Annotated in this window: 16 protein-coding genes; 9 read left to right on the forward strand and 7 right to left on the reverse strand. The window is 74.6% G+C overall.

Features of this window, described 5'->3' with window-relative positions; translation table 11 throughout:
• Positions 1-46: 46 nt before the first annotated feature.
• Complete coding sequence (locus tag AB0F58_RS08250; protein ID WP_357139746.1) at positions 47-1,747, reverse strand: DEAD/DEAH box helicase; 1,701 nt, start codon at positions 1,745-1,747, stop codon at positions 47-49.
• 353 nt (positions 1,748-2,100) lie between these two features.
• Between AB0F58_RS08250 and AB0F58_RS08255 the strand changes: the two genes are divergently transcribed.
• Positions 2,101-2,748, forward strand: a complete 648-nt coding sequence (locus AB0F58_RS08255) for a ferritin-like fold-containing protein (RefSeq protein WP_357139749.1) — start codon at positions 2,101-2,103, stop codon at positions 2,746-2,748.
• Positions 2,749-2,993: 245 nt separating this feature from the next.
• Here AB0F58_RS08255 and AB0F58_RS08260 read toward each other — a convergent pair whose 3' ends face one another.
• Entirely contained in the window at positions 2,994-3,218 is a 225-nt protein-coding gene (locus tag AB0F58_RS08260; RefSeq protein ID WP_088981995.1) for a DUF3107 domain-containing protein, read from the reverse strand.
• Positions 3,219-3,362: 144 nt separating this feature from the next.
• Positions 3,363-4,028 carry a TetR/AcrR family transcriptional regulator gene (locus AB0F58_RS08265; protein WP_357139752.1) on the reverse strand — a complete coding sequence of 222 codons (666 nt, stop codon included), beginning with the start codon at positions 4,026-4,028 and terminating at the stop codon, positions 3,363-3,365.
• A 939-nt stretch (positions 4,029-4,967) separates the two neighbouring features.
• Here AB0F58_RS08265 and AB0F58_RS08270 point away from each other — a divergent pair.
• From AB0F58_RS08270 to AB0F58_RS08300, 7 genes are all read left to right on the forward strand, one after another.
• Complete coding sequence (locus tag AB0F58_RS08270; RefSeq protein WP_357140429.1) at positions 4,968-7,103, forward strand: hypothetical protein; 2,136 nt, start codon at positions 4,968-4,970, stop codon at positions 7,101-7,103.
• A gap of 23 nt (positions 7,104-7,126) precedes the next feature.
• Complete coding sequence (locus AB0F58_RS08275; RefSeq protein ID WP_357139755.1) at positions 7,127-8,086, forward strand: alpha/beta hydrolase; 960 nt, start codon at positions 7,127-7,129, stop codon at positions 8,084-8,086.
• Positions 8,087-8,104: 18 nt separating this feature from the next.
• A complete protein-coding gene (locus AB0F58_RS08280; RefSeq protein ID WP_357139757.1) occupies positions 8,105-8,929 on the forward strand; it encodes a DUF3152 domain-containing protein in 825 nt (274 codons plus the stop codon).
• 436 nt (positions 8,930-9,365) lie between these two features.
• Complete coding sequence (locus AB0F58_RS08285) at positions 9,366-11,069, forward strand: tetratricopeptide repeat protein (RefSeq protein WP_357139760.1); 1,704 nt, start codon at positions 9,366-9,368, stop codon at positions 11,067-11,069.
• Positions 11,070-11,208: 139 nt separating this feature from the next.
• Positions 11,209-12,096, forward strand: a complete 888-nt coding sequence (locus tag AB0F58_RS08290; RefSeq protein ID WP_357139762.1) for a DUF3152 domain-containing protein — start codon at positions 11,209-11,211, stop codon at positions 12,094-12,096.
• 121 nt (positions 12,097-12,217) lie between these two features.
• Positions 12,218-13,438 carry an adenylyltransferase/sulfurtransferase MoeZ gene (gene moeZ, locus AB0F58_RS08295; protein ID WP_357139764.1) on the forward strand — a complete coding sequence of 407 codons (1,221 nt, stop codon included), beginning with the start codon at positions 12,218-12,220 and terminating at the stop codon, positions 13,436-13,438.
• 78 nt (positions 13,439-13,516) lie between these two features.
• A complete protein-coding gene (locus AB0F58_RS08300) occupies positions 13,517-14,395 on the forward strand; it encodes a squalene--hopene cyclase (protein WP_357140432.1) in 879 nt (292 codons plus the stop codon).
• A gap of 24 nt (positions 14,396-14,419) precedes the next feature.
• Here the strand turns inward: AB0F58_RS08300 and AB0F58_RS08305 are convergent, their stop codons facing one another.
• The 4 genes from AB0F58_RS08305 to proB form a co-directional block, all read right to left on the reverse strand.
• Entirely contained in the window at positions 14,420-15,436 is a 1,017-nt protein-coding gene (locus AB0F58_RS08305) for a methyltransferase (RefSeq protein ID WP_357139767.1), read from the reverse strand.
• 12 nt (positions 15,437-15,448) lie between these two features.
• A complete protein-coding gene (locus AB0F58_RS08310; RefSeq protein ID WP_357139769.1) occupies positions 15,449-15,598 on the reverse strand; it encodes a hypothetical protein in 150 nt (49 codons plus the stop codon).
• Complete coding sequence (locus tag AB0F58_RS08315; RefSeq protein ID WP_357139772.1) at positions 15,595-16,839, reverse strand: glutamate-5-semialdehyde dehydrogenase; 1,245 nt, start codon at positions 16,837-16,839, stop codon at positions 15,595-15,597. The genes AB0F58_RS08310 and AB0F58_RS08315 overlap by 4 nt, the downstream gene beginning before the upstream one ends.
• 93 nt (positions 16,840-16,932) lie before the next feature.
• The gene (gene proB / locus AB0F58_RS08320; RefSeq protein ID WP_357140435.1) at positions 16,933-18,090 is read right to left on the reverse strand and encodes a glutamate 5-kinase; all 1,158 of its coding nucleotides are present in this window, start codon (positions 18,088-18,090) and stop codon (positions 16,933-16,935) included.
• A 13-nt stretch (positions 18,091-18,103) separates the two neighbouring features.
• Here proB and AB0F58_RS08325 point away from each other — a divergent pair, with 13 nt between their 5' ends.
• Positions 18,104-18,460 carry an MGMT family protein gene (locus tag AB0F58_RS08325; protein ID WP_357139774.1) on the forward strand — a complete coding sequence of 119 codons (357 nt, stop codon included), beginning with the start codon at positions 18,104-18,106 and terminating at the stop codon, positions 18,458-18,460.
• Positions 18,461-18,469: the final 9 nt, after the last annotated feature.

Genomic DNA, 18,469 nt, shown 5'->3' on the forward strand with positions numbered 1-18,469 from the left:
CCCGTACCGGCGGACCGGTGCGGGGGACGTCGGTGCTTGCGGGGTGTCAGTCGGCGATCGCCTCGGCGGGCGTACCGGCGGTGGAGCCGGCACCACCACGACGGCGACGGCGGCGGCGCGGCTTCGCCTCGCCCTCGGCGGCGGTGGCCGGGCTACCGGCGGTGTCGTCCGTGATCACCGCGGTCGGCTCTCCGTCGGAGACCACCTCTCCGGCCCGCCGGCGACGCCGGCGACGCGGGGTACGGAGACTCTCCTCGTCGGTCGACGCCGACCCGGTCGACACGTCCGCCGACGGCGCGTCGGGCGAGGGGTCGGAGTCGCGCCGACGGGAACGGCTCGGGCGCTCGCCCCGACGGCCGCTCTCGCCGCGCCGGCCACCCTCGCCCCGGCGGCGGCCACCGCCGAGGTCCTCCTCGACCTCGGCGGAGAGCCCGGCCCGGGTGCGCTCGGCGGTGGGCAGGGTGCCGGTCATCTCCGTGGAGATGCCCAGGTCGGTGTAGAGGTGGGCGGAGGTGTGGTACGTCTCCGGCGGCTCGGGCATGTCCAACCCGAGGGTCTTGTCGATGATCCGCCAACGCGGCATGTCGTCCCAGTCGACGAAGGTCACCGCGACCCCGGTCGCCCCGGCCCGGCCGGTGCGGCCGATCCGGTGCGTGTAGGTGTCCTGGTCCTCGGGACAGTCGTAGTTGATCACGTGGGTGACGCCGCTGACGTCGATGCCGCGTGCGGCGACGTCGGTGGCGACCAGCGTGTCGATCTTGCCAGCCCGGAACGCCCGCAGGGCCCGCTCCCGCGCGCCCTGCCCCAGGTCGCCATGGACGGCGGCCACCGCGAAGCCCCGGAAGTCGAGGTCCTCGGCGACCCGGTCGGCGGCCCGCTTGGTCCGGGTGAAGATCATGGTCAGGCCGCGCCCCTCCGCCTGGAGGATCCGCGCCACGATCTCGATCTTGTTCATCGAGTGGGTGCGGTACGCGAGCTGCTGGGTCTGCGGCGACGGGCCGGTCTCGGCGGTGTGCCCGGCGTGGATCGTCACCGGTCGGCGCAGGAAGCGCCGGGAGAGGGTGACGATCGGGTCCGGCATGGTGGCCGAGAAGAGCATGGTCTGCCGGTCCTCCGGCAGCATCGACAGGATCTTCTCGACGTCGTCGAGGAAGCCCAGGTCGAGCATCCGGTCGGCCTCGTCCAGCACCAGGGCGTGCACCCGGTCGAGCCGGAGGTGCTTCTGCTTGGCCAGGTCGAGCAGACGGCCCGGGGTGCCGACGAGGATCTCGACACCGGTACGCAGCGCCTCGATCTGCGGCTCGTACGCGACGCCACCGTAGATCGGCAGCACCCGCACGTTCCGGGTGCGGCCGGCGGCGGCGAGATCCTTCGCCACCTGGATGCCCAGCTCGCGGGTGGGGACGACGACCAGCGCCTGCGGCACGCCGTCGCTGCCCTCGCCGGGCGCGAAGACCCGCTCGAGCAGGGGGACGCCGAAGCCGAGGGTCTTGCCGGTGCCGGTGGGGGCCTGGCCGATCAGGTCGGTGCCGCGCAGCGCGATCGGCAGCGCGTACTCCTGGATGGCGAAGGCGCGGGTGATGCCGGCGGCGGCGAGCGCCTCGACGGTTTCCTGCCGCGCGCCGAGTTCGGCGAAGGTGGGCGCCTCCGGGCGAACCGGAGCCGCCGGGACCAGTACCGGACCGTCGGTGTGCAGGTCTGTGAGGGTCAGTTCCTGACCGTCCGTGGGGAGATTCTGTTCGCTCATGTGGTGTTTGGGGTGCCCTCTCGTGGTGCGCCCCGTCATGTCCTCAGGGCGCGTTTCGGTTTGGCGCGGGCCACACGGTCGGCGGCGGGAACGCCGTGCCGGACCGGGCCGCACGCGCGCCGTGGGCAGGACGTTCAACCGGATCGACGGCCGCACCTGCGTGCGGGCGAACATTGGAGCGACGCCCACGACAACTGCTCCATACTACCTGGTGAGCCCGGATGTCGTCCTGATCTGTGCCACAGTCGGTCCAGCCGGGGGTCGATGTTGTGATTCAGGTCACAACATCTCGGGTTCGGGAATCCATGATCGGGTGCCCCACGCCCCGGGCCGCCGACGGGTAGCCTGCGCTCGTGTCCGCCGCCTCCGTGCCCCCGTCCGCCGTCGTCGACCTGCTCGGCCTGGTGGCCCTGGGCGAGCTGTTCGCCTTCGACCGGATGGCCGCCGACGCCCGGCTCGCCCCGGATCTGCGGCGTCGCGCCGAGCTGAGCGCCATGGCCGCCGCGGAGATGACCAACTACCGGCGGCTCGCCGACCGGCTCACCGAGCTGGGCGCGCTGCCCGACGACGCGATGGCCCCGTACGTGACCGCGTTGCAGGCGTACCACGACTCGACCGAGCCGAAGGACTGGTTGGAGGCGGTGACCAAGGCGTACGTCGGGGACGCCGTCGCCGACGATTTCATCCGGGAGATCGCCGGGGCGCTCGCCGAGCCGGACCGGCAACTCGTCCTCGACGTACTGCACGAGTCCCGGTACGCGGACTTCGCCGCCGCCGAGATCAGAGCGGCGATCGAGGCGGACCCCCGGGTGGCCAACCGGCTCTCGATGTGGGCGCGACGCCTGGTGGGGGAGGGGCTCTCCCAGGCGGGGCGGGTGGCCGCCGCCGACCGGGGCGCGCTGACCGGGCTGATCGCGCGGGACGGGGACGCGCAGAAGCTGTTCCGGAGGTTGACCGCCGCCCACACCGAGCGGATGGGTGCGGTCGGACTGAACAACTGACCGGCGGTCGGGGTCGGCGCGTGCCCTTACCGACCGGGCGGTGAGGGCACCGACGCGCCGTACCGCTGCTCGGAGGGTTGCCGCCGGTCGGACGGTGCCGCCGGTCAGGTGGTGACACCTGCCGGTCAGGTGGGGCTACCGGGAGTGGGCGGTCGGCCGGGTGGCACGGGACCGGTCCGCGGCAGGTGAGTTTCCGGCACCTGCCGCGGCGACCCTGGTGGACCGGTGGACGGTGGGTCCGCCCGTCAGCGGACGGTGAACCCGACCGCGCGCGGCGCGGCCTCGGCGATCTCCACGTAGGCGAGCTTGCTGACCGGCACGATGACCCGCCGGCCCTTCTCGTCGGTCAGCGAGAGCGTCCCGTCGCCCGCGATGGCGTCGGTCACGATCTGCTCGATCTCGGCCGGCGACTGCGCGCTCTCCATGACCAGCTCGCGCGGCGCGTACTGCACGCCGATCTTGACCTCCACTGTGCCTCCTCATCCGGGCGAAACGACCGCCCTGGGAAGGCTAGCCGATCCGGGCAGGCGATGGTCACGGTGACTCGGTTTGCCCCGTGGGTCACGGTGCCTGGCGCTGACCTGTCGGTCACGTGCCTCGCGCTGACCTGTCGGTCACGGTGCCTCGCTCGGCCCCGTCCCCGCGGCCGGCTCGCCCTGGAGCGGGAAGCTGGCGATGCCCCGCCAGGAGAGGGCGGCGAGCAGCGCCTCCGCCTCCGCCTTCGGCACCTGCCGCCCGCCGGCCAGCCAGAACTGCGCGGCGCTCTCGGCCGCCCCCACCAGTCCGGACGCGAGCAGCTCGGCGTGCGCCCGGCTGACCCCGGTGTCGGAGATGATCGTGTCGGTGATCGCCGCGATGCAGCCCTGCTCCACCCGCTCCACCCGCTGACGGACGGCCGGGTCGTTGCGCAGGTCCGACTCGAAGACCAGCCGGAACGCCTCGCTCTCGTGGTCCATGAAGTCGAAGTACGCCCGGACCGCGCCGCCGACCCGCTCCTTGTTGTCGCTGGTCTCCCGCATCGCCTCGTGCACCTTGGCCACGATCGCGTCGCAGTGGGTGTCGAGCAGGGCGAGATAGAGCTCGAGCTTCCCGGGAAAGTGCTGGTACAGGACGGGCTTCGAGACCCCGGCCCGCTCGGCGATGTCGTCCATCGCCGCCGCGTGGTAGCCCTGCGCGACGAACACCTCCTGCGCCGCCGCGAGCAGCTGCTTGCGCCGTGCGGACCGGGGCAGGCGCGTGGGACGACCCGCCGTCTGTGAGCCGTTCCCCACCGCTGTCATGGGAAGACCTCCGAGTTCGTCGTACGAGCCGGCACTTCCTACCCGAACCGGCCGGGTCACTCGCCCTGCCGTCGAATTTGGCCCGCCGCTGTAACTTATCGCCACTGTCACCACACGGTAGCCTCAGCGGGGGCGACCAAGGAGCGCGCGGTGGATGAAACAGGGCAACCCGGTGCCGCCACCCCGGGAGAGCACGGCGATGGGACGGGTCAGCGGGATGACCTGGCCCACTCGGCCAGCGCATGGGCGCCGTCAGGCGCCGGCTGGTCCCGTGCGGCCGACGGCGGGTCCCGGGGGGAACCGGCCCGGAGCCAGTGGCGTCCCGCCGATTCGGGCCGCGGCTGGGCTTCGTCGTCGCCGGAGCACGGCGACCTGCCCGCCCCGATGCCCGGCATCGACGAGGTGAGCGAGCTGCCGAGCCGGGTCAACGGCCGGCGGCTCAACGGCCACGCCCACCGCGACGAGTCCCCGAGCGCGCGACAGGTGCCGGTCAGCGCGCCTCCCGGGCTGGCCGGTGAACCCGATCACGGTCGCCTCGCCGTCCCGGCGCAGCGGCCCGCGCCCGCGCTGGAGCAGGCCGGTGAGCCGGGACGGGAGGCCGCCCTCCGGCATCCGACCGGCGGGCAGCCGGTGCTGCCCTCGGACGGCCCCGCCGTCCGCCACCCCACCGGCGGGTATCCGGTGGTGGGAAGTGGTGGGACGTCGATCCGCCCCGCGGTGGACGCCGACCCGCTCCGCCATCCCACCGGCGGGTACCCGGCGCTGTCCGCCGAGGGCAGGGCGGCGCGGCACGCCTCGGACGAGCCCCCGGCCCCGACCGTCGAACGTCGGGTCGGCCCGGAACCGAGCGAGGGCCCAGAGCCCGCCGGCCAGCGCCGGCCGGAGGGGAGCCGCCCGGAGTCGGTGCCCCCGACCCCGCCGCCCGCCGGGTTCGACACCCTGCCGTCGCGTTCGACGCCGTCCGTCGCGGCACAGCCGGCCGACGGTCCGGGCGCGGGGGGCACACCGACCGGCTCCCCGGCCCGGGGCGAGCCGGCCGACCGGTACCCGACCGACGCGTACCCCGCCGACCGTCACCCGACCGACGCGTACCCCGCCGACCCGTACCCGATCGACCCCGGGCCGGCAGTGTCCGGCGTCGACGCGGAGCGCCGGCCCTGGAATCCGCCCACCGAGCCGGAGCGTCCCAGCTGGGCCGGGGGTGGCTGGGCGCCGCCGTGGTCCCGCGAGCAAGGCGGTGGCCGGCGGTCCCGCGCCGAGCGGCACCGCGAGGACGACGAGCCGACCGGTCGCCGGCCCCGCGAGGAACGGCCCCGCGAGGACGTGCCGCCGGCCTGGACGCCGCCGCCCGCCGCCCGGGAGCCCGAGCCGCGTCGCCTCGCCGACCCGGCCCGGCTGCCGTCGACCGACCCCGCCGTCGCCCGGACGCCCGCACCGGAGCCCGATGCCGGCCGGGCACCCCGGCCGGAGCCCGGTTCCGGCCGAACACCCCCGGCCGAGCCCGCTGCCGCCCGGACACCGACGACGGAGCCCACGCCGTACCGGGCCGCCGAGACGGGTGACCCGCGAGTGCCGTCGGCGGAGCCCGGCGCGCCGTACCGGGTCGCCGGCCGGCGCTCCCCCGAGCCGGAGTCGGAGCCGCGCCGACCGTATCCGCCGATGGACCAGACCAGCTGGGCGTCGGCTCGCCCGTCGGCCGTGCCGTCCAGCGCCCCACCCGTGCCGTCCCCGGTCGACCCGACCGACCCGTCCGGCGCCCGTCCCGAGACCCGTACCCTCCGGCCCTTCCGGCTCCGGCCCGAGGCCGCCGAGGCCGACCATCCCCCGTCGGTCGGTCGCCATCCGGACCGCCCCGGTGCCGGTCCCCTCGCGGCACCCGCCACGGGCGGGACCGGGCGGTCCGATTCCTTCCCGCCCGCGCCCGCCCCGGCGAGCGCACCCCCGTACACGGCCCGTCGATCCGCGCCCGACCCGGTGTCCCCGGCTCCGTCCACCGTCGCCGACCGGCATCCGGCCGGTACGCCGGCGGTGCTGCCCCAGCGCGTACCCGCCGAGCCGGATGTGCCCGTCGTGCCGGAGCCGCCAGCCGTGGAGCCCCCCGCCCAGACCCCCGAACTCGCCCGCATCGCCACCCACCTGAGACGGGAGGACGAGCCGGCACCGCCGCAGGAGCGCCCCGAGGGGTTCGACGTCAACGCGATCCTCGACGCCGTCCGGGGCGTGGCCGGGGTGCACGACGCGTCGCTGCGCCGCACCGCCGCCGGCGCGCACAGCCTGCGGCTCGACCTCGCGGACGGGGCGGACGCGGCCGAGGTGAGCCGCATGGTCGCCCGCCTGCTCCAGGAGCGGATGGGGCTGGCCGCCGCGCCGCACCTGCCCGGCCCGGCACCCGTACCCGACCCGCCGGTGCGCCGCCGGATGGCACCCCCGCCGGAGAACCGGGCCGAGTTGCCGGCCGACGTACGCCGTCGTCGCCAACAGCCCGGCACGCCCCGGGGCCGGGCCAGCGTGGAGGAGCAACCGACCCCCTGGGCCGCCTTCGGCGGGGCGGCCACCGGCAGCCCCGTGGCGGCCACCGGGAGTCCGGCGACGCTGGCTGCCTCGTACTCGGGCGGGCAGCGGACCACGACGGAGACCGCGCCGTCCCGGCCGCTGGACACCGGTGGTGCCCCCGGTCCCCGGGTGGTGATCGACCACGTGCAGGTCAGCACCTTCGGCCTCGACGCGGACGTCGAGGTCCGCCTGCTGGCCGGCGAGCGCAACGCCGCCGGCCGCGCCGTCGGGCCGGCCGTCGACGGGTACGTCCTGCGCCTCTGCGCGGTGGCCGCCGCGGCGGCCGTCGACGAACTGCTCCGGATCGCCGGATCCGGACGCGGGCGGTGCTTCGTCGAGCACGCCGCCGTGGTGCCCTTCGGCACCTGTGAGGTGGCCACGGTGGTCGTCCTGCTGGTCTGCGACGGCTGGGTCGAGCAACTGGCCGGGTCGGCGCTGGTCTCCGGGGCCGATCCCCGGCAGGCGGTGGTCCGGGCCACCCTCGCCGCGGTCAACCGGCGGTTGGAAGCGCTGCTGACCTGAGCATCCGGCGGCAGACTGGAGACATGAAGCCCGCCACGCTCGGCCCGGACGACCTGCTCCCGGCCGACCGGATCCCGCCGCCCTGGCCCGGCCGGTCGGTGCTCCTCGACGGCTCGGTCATCCACGTCCGGGACACCCCGGCCACCGCCCCGGACGCGGAACCGGCGCTCTACGTGCACGGTCTGGCCGGGTCGGCGCAGAACTGGACCGACCTGGCCGGGCTGCTCGCCGGCCGGCTGGACGGTCAGGCCGTCGACCTGCCCGGGTTCGGGCACAGCGACCCGGCCCCGCGCTACACCATCGGGGCCTTCGCCGACCGGATCGTCCGGTGGATCGAGTACTCCGACCGGGGGCCGGTGCACCTGTTCGGCAACTCGCTGGGCGGGGCGGTGGCGGTCCGGGTGGCGGCGCTGCGGCCGGAGCTGGTCCGCTCGTTGACGCTGATCTCGCCGGCTCTGCCCTTCCTCGACTTCCGCCGCTCGTTGCAGGGACGGATGCTGCCCCTGCTGGTGATCCCCCGGGGCGAGCGGCTGGCCGCCTGGCGGCTGGCCCAACTGGCCCCCGAGGTGATGGCCCAGCAGGTGATGGAGGCGTGCATCGCCGACCTCACCCGGATCGGTGAGCAGCGTCGTCGCGAGGCGCTGGAGGAGCTGCGGCTCCGGCACCAGACCGAGCACCACGCCGCCGCGTACGTGCGCACCTTCCGGGGGATCGTCTCCAGCTTCCTGCGGTCGTACCTGCCGGGTTCGGGTTCGCTGTGGCAGATGGCCCGCGCGGTGCGGGCCCCGACCCTGGTGATCGGTGGACGGCAGGACCGGCTGATCGACGTACGGGTGGCCCCGCAGACCGCCCAGGTGATCCCGGACAGCCGGCTGTTGATGCTCGACGCCGGGCACGTCGCCCAGATGGAGCTGCCCCGCACGGTGGCCCGCGCGGTACTGGGACTTCTCGACGACGTGGCGCGTGTGCGGGACCGGGGGTGACATGGCACGCTGAGCGGGATGTCCCTGTCCTCCCGCTTCCGTCGTCCACTCGGGACGATCCTGGCGTACGTCCTGGCCGGCTCGGCCGCCGCGGCCGTGGTCGTGTCGGCCGTACTGCCCGCCCGGTCCGGCACCGGACCGGCCACCACCGAGCCGGCCTCGGTCGGGTCGGCCGCCCCTCTGGCCGCACCGTCACCGTCGCTGTCGGCGTCGCCGAGCGTCGCCGCACCGCCTCCGCTGCGGATGCCGGGTCCGGTGCCGTCCGGCGGTCGGGGCACCTTCGGCTACGACGACCGCCCGGGTGAGCTGCTCGGACGTGCCGGCACCCTGCGCCGCTACCGGGTGGCGGTGGAGGCGGGTTCCGGAGAGGACGTCCGGGCGTTCGGTGCCGAGGTGGAGCAGGTGCTCGCCGCGCCGGGCAGCTGGATCGGCAGTGGGCGGCTCCGCCTGCAACGGGTGCCGGGGAACGCGCCGCACGACTTCACCGTGTACCTGGTGACCGCCCGGACGGCGGCCCGGATGTGCGCGGCCGGCGGGGTGAACATCCGGGTCGGCGGCCGGCCGTACACCTCCTGCCGGGCGCCCGGGAAGGTGATCCTCAACCTCGACCGGTGGCGGACGTCGGTGCCGCACTTCGTCGACGCCGGGGTGCCGCTGGCCGTCTACCGGGCGTACGTGGTGAACCACGAGGTCGGCCACGAGCTGGGGTACCGGCACGAGCGCTGCCCGAGGCCGGGGCGTCCGGCGCCGGTGATGATGCAGCAGACGCTCTTCCTGAAGGGCTGCGTCGCGAACCCGTGGCCGTACCTCGACGGTCGGCGGTACGCGGGCCCCCGGCTCTGAGGCCCCTCCTCCCGCAGCCGACTCGGGCATTGGCTTTCGTCAATCAATAGGCCGGTGCGGCGCCGTCGGCCATCCGGTCCGTCGCCGCCGGCGAATGGCGTCGGCCGCTCGCGCCGGGCACTCCACCGCTCGCGGCGATCACTCGGCCGATTGGCATCCGCACCCACGGTGACCAGCCGCGTTGCCGGCATCCCGAGGAACCTCGACCATCATCGCTCTGTTCGCGAGAAGTCTTCATATATCGCAAGATCGGGTTTACGCTCGGGCGGTCCTGAAGTGAATCACAATGGAGGTCCCATGAGGAAGATGGCCATCCGCCGCACGAGCGCCCTGCGCCTGGTGTCCGGCGCCCGCCGGCTGTGGTTCGAGTGGTGCTGGTAGTTGCCGGCCGGGCGGGCGCCCTCGGGCGCCCGCCCATTCGGCGATCGGCCCGGTCGTGACCGATGTGTCCGGTGACTACGACTGCCACCGCGACCTCGGGCCGTACGCCGGGGTCGCCGACTTCCTCGGCCGCGTCGCCACCGACCGTCCCCGCCTGGCCGCCCGCCACCGGGTCGAGCTCCAGGCCATCGCGTCCGGCCTCGACCGGGCGGCACGACCTGCGGCGGAGGAGGAGCCGATCCGGTTCCATCCGGCGCGACGCACCGCCTGCCTGGCCTACGGTGCCGCGGAGTTCGTGGCGGCCTGGGCGGGCCGGCTCCGTCGCCCGGTCACGGTACGGTTCTCCCACGTCGCCGACGCTGACGAGACCACCCGCGAGCTGATCGAGACCCTGGTGCGCCGGGTCGGGTCGTCCCCGCTGCGGCTGGATCTACGCGACGGCGGCGACCGCCGGGCACCGGTGGCCGACCCGGCGCCGGAGGCCGTCCGCGCCGCCCTCGGTGAGAGCCTGGCGTGCGGCTTCTACCACCACGCGGCCCGGGTCGCCCGTCACGGTCGCGCCACGGTCACCCCGGCCGACGATCTGCGGCACTGGTGGGCGTTCACCACCGGCCTGGCCACCGCCCTGGTGGCGCTGGACCGCCCCACCGAGGCCCTACAGCTCTACGACGAGGTACGCGCCACCACCGACGACCCCAAGATCATCATGTCGGCGGCGTACTCCACCGCCATGCTATACGCCCGGCACCTGCCGGCGGCCGACCAGGAGGCGGCACGGGCGCGGCACTGGCTGGAGCGGGCCCTCGACCTCGCCGCCGGCCTCGACGATCCCCGGCAACGCACGATCTCCACCGTCTTCTACGAGCAGGGCCTGGCGCTGTTGGACAGCAGGGCCGGTGAGCCCGACCGTGCGCTACGGCTGATCGACGACGGCCTGGCCCGGCTGGCGGCGGTGCTCGCCCCCGGCGAGCGCCCGCAGGACCTGGCCCGGCTCCGCCACAACCGGGCGCAGGTGCACCTCGCCCTCGGCGATCCGGCACGGGCCCTGGCCGACCTGGACACGGTGATCGGCCACGACCCGGGCAACTGCGAGTACTACGTGGACCGCGCGGCCCTGCACCGGGCGGCGGGCCGCTCTGTCGCCGCGATCCGGGACTACGGCACCGCGATCCGGCTGGGTCCGCACCTGCCCGAGGCGTACTACAACCGGGCCGTGCTCCAGCAGGAGCGGGGCCGTGTCGGTCGGGCCCGCGACGACCTGGAGCGCGTGCTCGCCATCGACCCCGGGCACCTCGACGCCCGGATCGCCCTGGTCAACCTGCACCGGGAGCGTGGCGCGCTGGACGCGGCCGAGGCCGGCGCGCGGGCCGGGCTGGCCCGCGCTCCCCAGGATGCCGCACTGCTGTGCACCCTCGGGCTGATCTGCTCGGAGCGGGGCAACGCCGCCGAAGCCGACGATCTGCTCACCCGGGCCCTGGCCCGGGATCCGGAGCTGGTGGAGGCGTGGACCAACCGGGCGGCCGTCCGGTTCGAACGCGGCGAGATCGCCGCCGCCGTGGCCGACCTGGACCGGGCGGTCGCGCTGTCGGCGGCGCCCGTGCCGCGCTACAACCGGGGTACGGCGTTGCTGCGCCTGGGCCGGTGGGAGGAAGCCGCCCGGGATTTCTCCCACGCTCTCGCCCAGCCCGGTCTGGACCGGGCACTGCGCCGTGACCTCCGGGCGGGACTCGCCCGCTGCCGGCGCCCGATGGCCGGGTGACCGCTGGCGGCACCCCGTCGCCGGCGGTCGCGGGGTGGGCGTGGCGTCGGATGGGGTGGCGCCCCGTCGCCGGCCCGCAGATATGCGGTTTCTACGCGAATCAGAATATTCATTCGGTTTCACCGTGCATCCTGCTGGTATGCGAAGGTTCATGCCTCTCGGCGGACCCGGTGCTCCCGCCGCCCCCCACGACCCGGTCGGTGGCCCTCCCGCCGGGGTGGGCGGAGCGGTCACGGATGCCGGCCGCCGTCGGTTCCGCCCCCGCGCACTGCTGGCCCTGCTGGTGGCGGCAGTGGCGGCGCTGGCCCTGCTCTGGTCCGCCACCACCCCGACCGGCCCCGGTCCCCGGGGGCGGACCGAGGGCGGCGGCGCCCCGGCCCCCGTGCCGGGCCCGAGCACGGAGCCGGACGACCGGCCCTCGGCGGCCCGGAGCGACCACGGTGCCGGTGAGCAGCGCCGAGCCGCCGACGGGGACGGTCGTTTCCTGGCAGTGGCGGGCGGTTCACCGGTGGCCGGTACCGACGGTCCGGTCCACCGGTACCGGGTGGCCGTGGAGACCGGCACCGGCCAGGAGCCGGCCGAGTTCGCCGCCACCGTCGACGCGACGCTGGCCGATCCCCGCAGCTGGATCGCCTCGGGCGAGCTACGGGTGCAGCGGGTCGCCGGGGCGGGGGCCGCGGACTTCACCGTCTACCTGGCCACCGCCGTCACCTCCGAGCGGATGTGCGCCGAGGGTGGCCTGCACACCGCCGGCTACAGCTCCTGCCGGCTGCCCGGGAAGGTGATCATCAACCTGGACCGGTGGCTCACCGCGGTACCGGACTACGCCGCGCCGCTCGCCGTCTACCAGGCGTACGTGATCAACCACGAGGTCGGGCACGAGTTCGGCGAGCTGCACGAGGCCTGCCCCGGCCCCGGCCGACCCGCCCCGGTGATGCAGCAGCAGACGTACGGCCTGGCCGGCTGCGTCGCCAACGCCTGGCCGTACCTCGACGGCCGCCGGTACGCCGGTGACCTCATCCCCTGACCCGCGTCCACGCTGGTCGTCGCCGCTCCCGGAGGTCGGGGGCGACCGTTGGTTATTCCCGCTCCCGCATGTCGGGCGGGGTGTCCCTCCTCATGGCCGACCGGCGGCCCGGCGAGCGACAATGGCGCGGCAACCCAACGCCGATCCCGGGGAGTCCACCGTGTCGTTGCCCCCGCTCGTCGAGCCCGCCGCCGAGCTGACCGTTGACGAGATCCGCCGCTACTCGCGCCACCTGATCATCCCGGACGTCGGGGTGGAGGGGCAGAAGCGGCTGAAGAACGCCCGGGTGCTCTGCGTGGGCGCGGGCGGCCTCGGCTCACCCGCCCTGATGTACCTGGCCGCGGCCGGGGTGGGCACCCTCGGCATCATCGACTTCGACACGGTCGACGAGTCCAACCTCCAGCGCCAGGTCATCCACGGCCAGTCCGACGTCGGCCGGTCCAAGGCCGAGTCCGCCGCCGCGACGATCCGCGAGATCAACCCGCTGGTCACCGTCGAGATCCACAACACCGCGCTGGACCGGGACAACGTCCGCGACATCTTCTCCCGGTACGACCTGATCGTCGACGGCACCGACAACTTCGCCACCCGGTACATGGTCAACGACGCGGCGGTGCTGCTCGGGAAGCCGTACGTCTGGGGGTCGATCTACCGCTTCGACGGTCAGGCGTCGGTGTTCTGGGCCGAGCACGGCCCCTGCTACCGCTGCCTCTACCCGGAGCCCCCGCCGCCCGGCATGGTCCCCTCCTGCGCGGAGGGCGGCGTGCTCGGCGTGCTCTGCGCCTCGATCGGCTCGATCCAGGTGAACGAGGCGATCAAGCTGCTCGCCGGCATCGGCGAGCCCCTGGTCGGCCGGCTGATGGTCTACGACGCCCTGGAGATGAGCTACCGCAAGATCAAGGTCCGGAAGGACCCGGACTGCGTCCTCTGCGGCGAGAACGCGACCCTCACCGACCTCATGGAGGACTACGAGGACTTCTGCGGCGCGGTCTCGGTCGAGGCGCAGGAGGCGGTGGTCGACGCGACCATCACCGCCGCCGAGCTGAAGGAGTGGCAGGACGCGGGGAAGGACGTCTTCCTGGTCGACGTCCGGGAGCCGGCCGAGTACGAGATCGTCCGCATCCCCGGAGCCACCCTGATCCCCAAGGGCGAGATCCTCTCCGGCGAGGCGCTGTCGAGGTTCCCGCAGGACCGGCAGATCGTGCTGCACTGCAAGTCCGGCGTCCGCTCCGCCGAGGCGCTCGCCGCGCTCAAGGCGGCCGGTTTCACCGACGCGGTGCACGTTCAGGGCGGGGTGCTCTCCTGGATCAAGCAGATCGATCCCACGCTGCCCGCGTACTGAGTCGTCGGTCAGGGGCCCGGCCGTTCGGCCGGGCCCCTGACCTGTCCAATCCGCGTCCGGGTACCCCCACCGGCTGGTATTTCGCCGGCCGAGCTACCGAGGCGGAATCCGGCCGGGGTCGGTAGCGTCGTCGTCGTGGTCGATCTGGACGCCGCCATCGGCTTCGTCGTGGCACACGGTGACGCGGTGGAGCGCGCGCGGCTCAACTGGCTCCGCGCCGGCACGCCGCCCGCACCCGAGATCCTCGACTCGGCCGAGGTGGGACAGGCCCCCGACGGCGGCTGGCCGGCGGTGTGGGCGGGCGACGTCACCTCGGTGGACGCCACCTGTTTCCGCCTCGGCGAACTGGACGACCTCGGTGCGCTCGGCCGTCCGGCCGCCCGGAGGGCGCTGGACTGGCTCGCCGCCGGGCAGCGGCGCGACGGCTGCTGGGAGGAGGACCCGGCGCTGGCCGACACCGCCCCGGCCTGGGCCCGCCCCGGTGACCCGGAGGCACGGCTCTACCTCACCGCCAACGCCGCCTTCCGGCTCAGCGTCGCCGGCCTGGACGCCCGGGCCGCCGGGCCGCTCGATCACCGGGTGGGCGGGGCGTACGCCGGTGTCGTGCACGCCGCCGCCCGCGCCCTGGCCGCCGCCCTCCGCCCGGACGGCACCTGGCCGTCGTACCTGCCGGTGGGCTGGCTCAGCGCTGCTGTGCTGCACCTCCAGCAGGCGTACGACGAGGCGGCGCGGATCCGGGCGGTGCTCGACGAGCGGATGCGTGAGCTGTCTCCGGCCGACGTGGCCTGGCTGGCAGCGACCCTGCGCCGGGCGGACGTGCCGGCGGCGGAGTGGACGCTGGTGGCCGCCCGCCACCGGCTCGCCGCCACCCAACGCAGCGACGGCGGCTGGGACAGCGACGGCGGCCACCAGTTCGACGTGCACACCACGCTCGCGGTGGTCCGCGCGTTCCGCTGACCCGACCCCGGGCGGCTGCGGGCGTCAGGGCCGGCGGGCCACCACCGCGCCGTTGGCCCCCGGCGCGTCGAACGCGATCGTCCGTACGTCGGTGAAGCCGGCCTCGGTCAACCAGGCGGTGTACTCGGCCCCGGAGTAGTTCCGGCCGCCCTCGGTCTCGACGAGCATGGTCATGCCCATCAGGGCCGCCGCCGGTGGACCGGTCCGCTCGTCGTCGAGCAGGAGTTCGCAGATCACGATCGCCCCGCCGGAGGGGAGCGCGTCGTGGCACTTGGCCAGGATCGACCGGTTCTGCGCCTCGTTCCAGTCGTGCAGGATCATGCTCAGCAGGATCACGTCGTGGCCGGTCGGCAGGGCCCGGTCGGTGAGGAAGTTGCCGTCGGTCGTGCCGATCCGGTCGGTCAGCCCGGCGGCGGCGATCTTCTCCGCCGCCTTGGCGGTGACGTGCGGCAGGTCGAGGATGGTCGCCCGCAGCTCGGGGTACCGCCGGCACAGTTCGATCGGGAAGGCCCCGGCCCCGCCGCCGACGTCGAGCAGGCGCCGGCGGTCACCGAAGTCGTACGCCGCGCCGAGCGCCTGGGCGGTGAAGGCCGAGGTGGAGTACATCGCCTCCCAGAACAGCGCCAGCATCTCCGGGTCGGCGGTGGTGAAGAGCGAGTCCTGGGTCTCCGGGTCCCAGGTCAGCGGCCGGTCGGTGCGCAGCGCCTCGCTCAGCCGGTGGTAGGGCAGGTAGGTGCGCTCGTCGCAGTAGCGCACCTGGCCACCGAAGTAGTGCGGCCGACCGGGGACGAGGAACTGCTCGGAGAGTTCGGTGTTGCGGTAGCCGTCACCGGCCTTCTCCAGCAGACCGAGCGAGGCGCACGCGGAGAGCAGCAGGTCGGCCGGCCGCTCGGGCAGCCCGAACTCCTTCTCGACGTCCTGGCGGGTGACCACCCGCCCGTCGGCGAGCCGTCCGAACAGGTCGAGTTCGACGGCGGCGGCGAGGGTCTTGAAGGCCCAGTAACCGGTCACGAGGCGCATGAGGGGAGTGGGGGTGATCATGAAGACATGTGATCATTTTTCCCGGTAGATGGGTGTCGTGAATCCGATAGTCAGTATCGGCGTGTCGACTACCCGAACACCCTCGGTGAGGGTGGCGCCCCGGTCCTCGCTCGCGGTCGGGGCCGGCGACGCGCCGTCGACCCCGACCGCGAGCACGGTCATTCGCGCAGGTGACCGTCGCCGGTCACCACGTACGTGGTGCTGGTCAGCTCGGGCAGGCCCATCGGCCCCCGGGCGTGCAGCTTCTGGGTGGAGATGCCGATCTCCGCGCCGAAGCCGAACTCGCCCCCGTCGGTGAACCGGGTGGAGGCGTTCACCATCACCGCCGCCGAGTCCACCCGGGCCACGAACTCCCGGGCCGCCGCCTGCGAGTCGGTGACGATCGCCTCGGTGTGGCCGCTGCCGTACCGCCGGATGTGCGCGACCGCCCCGTCCAGCGAGTCGACGACGGCGGCCGAGATGTCCGCCGACAGGTACTCGGTGGCGAAGTCCTCGTCGGTGGCGGGCACCACCGCCGTCGAGTACGCGGCCACCCGCGCGTCGCCGTGCACGGTCACCCCGGCCTCGGCGAACGCGGCCAGCACCGGCGGCAGGAAGGCGTCCGCGACGTCGGCGTGCACCAGCAGCGACTCGGCGGTGTTGCAGGTCGAGAGGCGCTGGGTCTTGGCGTTCAGGGTGATGGCGACCGCCTTCGCCAGGTCGGCGGTGGCGTCCACGTAGACGTGGCAGTTGCCCACCCCGGTCTCGATCACCGGCACCGTCGACTCCTCGACCACCGTCCGGATCAGCGACGCCCCGCCGCGCGGGATCAGCACGTCCACCAGGCCCCGGGCCCGCATCAGCTCCTTGACCGAGTCGCGCGAGGTGGCGTCGAGCAGCTGCACCGCGTCCGCCGGCAGCCCGGCCGAGGCGACCGCGTCGCGCAGCACCGCCACCAGCGCCCCGTTCGAGTGCGCCGCCGAGGACGACCCGCGCAGCAGCGCGGCGTTGCCGGACTTCAGGCAGATCCCGGCGGCGTCGACGGTGACGTTCGGCCGGGCCTCGTAGATGATCCCGACCACCCCGAACGGCACCCGGACCTGACGCAGCTCCAACCCGTTCGGCAGCGTGGAGCCGCGCACCACCTCGCCGACCGGGTCGGGCAGCGCCGCCATCTGCCGCAGCGCGTCGGCGATCCCGGCCACCCGGTCGGTGTCCAGCGCCAGCCGGTCCAGCACCGCCGCGCTCAGCCCGGCCTCCCGCCCGGCGGCCAGGTCCGCCCCGTTCGCGGTCAGGATCTCCGGCGTACGCGCCACCAGCGCGTCGGCCATCGCGTGCAGAGCGGCGTCCTTCACGGTCCGCGTCGCCACCGCCAACGCCTCCGCCGCCTCCCGCGCCCGACGGGCCTGCTCGGTAACGCTCATCTTTCACCTTCCTGTCAGGAGGGGGCCCCGGTCACCGCTTCCTGCGGGGCAGGGGACCCCTGCGACCATCCCGCCCCGGCGCACCCGTCACCGTCACAGCAGCACCAGGTCGTCGCGGTGGACCACCTCACGCTCGTACGCCGGGCCGAGTGCCGCGGCGAGTTCGGAGGTGGAGCGTCCGAGCAGGCCGGGCAGCTCCACCGCGTCGTAGTTGACCAGTCCCCGGGCGACCGGCGCGCCCTCGTCGTCCACCAGGTCGACCGGGTCCCCGGCGGTGAACGCGCCGTCGACGGCGGTGATACCGGCCGGGAGCAGGGACTTGCGTCGGCCCACCACCGCCTGGACCGCACCCGGGTCCAGGTGCAGCCGGCCCCGGGGCGAGGTGGCGTGGGCCAGCCAGAAGAGCCGGGCGGTGGGCCGCTGGCGTACCGGGTGGAAGAAGGTGCCCACCGGCTCGCCGGCCAGCGCGGCGGCGGCCAGCGGCGCGGCGGTGAGCACCACCGGGATGCCGAAGCCGGTGGCGATCCGGGCCGCCTCGACCTTGGTCACCATGCCGCCGGTGCCCACTCCGGCCCGTCCCGCCCCGCCGATCTCCACTCCGGCGAGGTCCCCCTCACCGTGGACCTCGGTGATCCGGGTCGACTCCGGCCGGGTCGGATCACCGGTCCAGAGCGCGTCGACGTCGGAGAGGAGCACCAGCAGGTCGGCGTGGACCAGCGCGGCCACCAGCGCGGCGAGCCGGTCGTTGTCGCCGAACCTGATCTCCTCGGTGGCCACCGTGTCGTTCTCGTTGACGATCGGCACCGCCCGCAGGTCGAGCAGCTTGCGCAGGGTCCGGTACGCGTTGCGGTAGTGCGCCCGCCGGGTGACGTCGTCGACGGTGAGCAGCACCTGCCCGACGGTCAGCCCGTGCCGGGCGAAACTGGCCGCGTACCGGCCGATCAGCAGGCCCTGCCCGACGCTCGCGGCGGCCTGCTGGGTGGCCAGGTCCCGCGGGCGGCGGGGCAGACCGAGGGGGGCCAGTCCGGCGGCGATCGCGCCGGAGGAGACCAGGACCACCTCGCGTCCGTGCCCGGCCCGCGCGGCGAGGGCGTCGACCAGGTCCGTCACGCGGGTCTCGTCCAGCCCCCCGTCGGCGGTGGTCAGCGAGGAGGAACCGATCTTGACGACGACGCGTCGGGCTGTGGTGACTGCTTCGCGCACCCGCCCATTCTGCGTGGTCGGTCCCGCCCCGCCCGCTGCCGTTCCCATATCGTGGCTGGCCATGACCCCCGAGGAGTACGTCGAGGCGGTGCTGGAACTCGTCGAGCGGATCCCGCCGGGCCGGGTGATGACGTACGGCGCGGTCGCCGACGCGCTGGCCGAGCGCTCCGGTCGCACGTCGGCCCGACTGGTCGGGTCGATCATGGCCCGGCACGGTGGCGGGGTGCCCTGGCACCGGGTGGTCAACGCGGCGGGGCGGCTCCCACCCGGCCACGAGCGGGAGGCCGGGGCCCGGCTGCGCGCCGAGGGCGCCCCGCTGCGCGGCGAGCGGGTGGACCTCACCGCCGCCACCTGGCGGCCACCGGACCGACCGACCACCCGGTGCCTCCCCCGCAGGCCGGAACACCCGGGCACGTGATGACGGACA

The sequence above is a fragment of the Micromonospora sp. NPDC023956 genome (assembly GCF_040639195.1).
In the GTDB taxonomy this organism is placed as follows: domain Bacteria; phylum Actinomycetota; class Actinomycetes; order Mycobacteriales; family Micromonosporaceae; genus Micromonospora.